The sequence below is a fragment of the Pseudomonadota bacterium genome, assembly GCA_023229365.1.
Lineage (GTDB): Bacteria > Myxococcota_A > Polyangia > JAAYKL01 > JAAYKL01 > JALNZK01.
Genome location: JALNZK010000250.1, coordinates 1 through 2,638, shown reverse-complemented (window position 1 = coordinate 2,638; position 2,638 = coordinate 1). Strand labels below are relative to the sequence as shown.

The following is a 2,638-nucleotide window of genomic DNA, read 5'->3' as shown; positions in this document are numbered from 1 at the left end:
GCGTTCGAGGCGTTCTGGTCCGTCACGCTCGGCTCGAGCGTCGTGTACGTCGACGGCAACGAAGCCGTGCCCCAGATCAACGGCCTCGAGTACTTCGAGCTGAGCGACGACGCGAGCGCCGTCGTCGACGGGCCGACCTTCGCCTTCACCACGACCGAGGGGCAGTGCTACCAGCGGACAGGGGCGACGGCGAGCTCGTCGGCGAGCTGGAGCGTCGTCGACGACACCGCGGCGACCCCCGGGGCCGTCACCTACACCGGCGGCGGCATGCCGATCTTCATCAGCGAGATCTCCGACGCGACTGGCACGGGCGCCTACGTCTACGAATTCGTGGAGCTGTACTGCGCGGGGAGCTAGTTCTCGTCCAGCCCGTACCCGTAGTCGTACTGGGGATCCCACTCGGTCGGGTCGTCGCCGTCGGTCTGGATCCACTCCGCGCCGTTGCCGACGTCCGCGCGGGCGATGTCGTAGAGGTCCGCGGCGCCGCCGAGGTCCAGGAACATCCCGAGGTTGATCACCGTGGCGTAGTAGCCGTCCCGGTTGCCGGGCTCGACCCGCGAGCGGCCGATGGCGCGCGTGCCGTCGCCCGGGACGTGGTACTCGTCGTCGCCGCCCTCGTTGATCAGCACGCCGGTCGCCGGGATCCGCGACACGCCGAACGCGAACTCGCCGAAGTTGTCGAGTGTGTAGACGTCGAGCGCCGAGAGCAGGGCGACGAGGAGCTTCGAGTCGGTTCCGGGCATGGGGACCTCCTTCCCAGACGGTACCGATTGGGGACGCACCACACCAGCGCCAAAGGAAAGCAATCCCCGGGCCGTTGGCGGGACGATAAATATGGACACCGGCTCGCGGCGGAAAGTAACCTGTCGCTCATCGGGGAAAAAGGTGTGGTCGCAATGAACAGCGTCGACCGAATGCTGCACGACAGCGACGAGAAGTACAGGACCCTCTTCGAGAACGCCGCCGACGGGATCCTGCTGATGTCGGCCGACGGGAAGACCTTCGTCTCGAACAAGGCGTTCGCCCGCATGCACGGCTACACCGTGGAGGAGATCAGCGGGATGCGGTTGTCGGATCTCGACGCGCCGGAGACCGCACGGCTGGCGCCGGAGCGGCTGCGCCAGCTCCTGGACCGGAAGACGCTGACCTTCGAGGTCGAGCACTACCACAAGGACGGGCACGTCTTCCCGCTCAGCGTCACCTGCAGCGTCATTCGGGTCGACGGGCAACCGTTCTTCCAGGGCTTCCATCAGGATCTCTCGGAGCGCAAGCGGGCGGAAGAGGCGCTCAAGAACGCCCAGCGGCTGGAGTCCATCGGCGTGCTCGCCGGCGGCATCGCCCATGATTTCAACAACCTGCTGATGGGCATTCTGGGCAACGTCGAACTGGTTTCCACTCGCATCGCGGACGAGAAGGCGCTGGAATTCCTGCAGGCTATCGAGGAGAACATCAACAGGGCGAAGGCCCTGTCCACGCAGCTGCTCACGTTCGCGAAGGGCGGTAAGCCCGTCAGGAACACGGGAAGGATCCAGCCGTGTTTGCGGAGCACCGCGGAGTTCGCCCTGAGCGGCTCGAACGTCTCCTGTCTGTTCGATCTGCCGGACGACCTGTGGCCCTGCCTGTTCGACGGCAACCAGATCGGACAGGTCATCGAGAACCTGGTCATCAACGCGAAACAGGCCATGCCCGAAGGGGGGACCGTCGTCATCTCCGCCGCGAACGTCTCGCTGAGAGAGGGCGACGTGCCGCTGCTGTCCGAGGGCGACTACATAAAGATTTCGATCAAGGACAGGGGCGTCGGCATCTCCCGGGATGTCGTGGGCAGGATCTTCGACCCCTATTTCACGACCAAACAGACCGGGAGCGGACTGGGCTTGGCGGTCTCGTTTTCCATCATCAAGAAGCACAACGGCCACATCGCGGTGGAGTCCGCGCCGGGGGAGGGCAGCGTCTTCCACGTGTTCATCCCCGCATGGCGCGATGCCGTTGAAGATGTCGTCGAGAGGCCGCTTCGCGCCGAGAAGGGCATGGGTCGCATCCTCCTCATGGACGACATGGAGGCGATCCGGGCGGTGCTCGAGCAGGGGTTGGCGGGAGCCGGGTACTCGGTGACCGCGACGAAGGACGGGCGCGAGGCGCTGGAGCGGTTCCGGCTGGGATTGGAGGAAGGGAAGCCGTTCTCCGCGGTCGTTCTCGACCTGACGATTCCCGGGGGAATGGGGGGTAGGGAGACCGCGCGGGAACTCCGGAAACTGGACGCCACGGTCCCAGTCTTCGTCGCCAGCGGCTATTCCGAGGATCCCGTCCTTTCGGATCCCAAGGAGTTCGGATTCACGGCCGGCATCGGCAAGCCGTTCGTGTTGTCGGAGATCATCGGGCTCCTGAACAGGCATTTGCACGGCGCCGAGCGGACGTAGCCCCGAGCATGGCCCCGAGCATGGCCCCGAGCATGGCCCCGAGCATGGCCCCGAGCATGGCCCGAGCATGGCTCAGACCCATTCTACAGTTCAGCGAACGGTTCGATGGGTGATTGGAAAAGTTCAAACCAAGTGGACGGAGGATCGCGGTTCCGCCGCACGGACAGCATGGAAGCGATCGCGATCGGGCCGCTGGCGGCAATTTCTGAAGGTCATCGGAG

3 protein-coding genes are annotated in these 2,638 nt (G+C 65.3%); 2 read left to right on the top strand and 1 reads right to left on the bottom strand.

The features are described 5' to 3' along the window. The coding region (locus M0R80_31905) for a hypothetical protein (protein ID MCK9464246.1) at positions 1–357 on the top strand (357 nt) is incomplete at its 5' end. Here M0R80_31905 and M0R80_31900 read toward each other — a convergent pair. Then, positions 354–743: a hypothetical protein gene (locus tag M0R80_31900; GenBank protein ID MCK9464245.1), complete on the bottom strand. Its 390-nt coding sequence runs from the start codon at positions 741–743 to the stop codon at positions 354–356. The genes M0R80_31905 and M0R80_31900 overlap by 4 nt on opposite strands. 153 nt (positions 744–896) lie before the next feature. Between M0R80_31900 and M0R80_31895 the strand changes: the two genes are divergently transcribed. Next, the gene (locus M0R80_31895; protein ID MCK9464244.1) at positions 897–2,417 is read left to right on the top strand and encodes a PAS domain S-box protein; all 1,521 of its coding nucleotides are present in this window, start codon (positions 897–899) and stop codon (positions 2,415–2,417) included. Positions 2,418–2,638 lie beyond the last annotated feature (221 nt).

Coding starts and splice junctions, on each gene's coding strand:
- M0R80_31900 (MCK9464245.1), bottom strand. CDS start 743: ATGCCCGGAACCGACTCGAAGCTCCTCGTCGCCCTGCTCTCGGCGCTC.
- M0R80_31895 (MCK9464244.1), top strand. CDS start 897: ATGAACAGCGTCGACCGAATGCTGCACGACAGCGACGAGAAGTACAGG.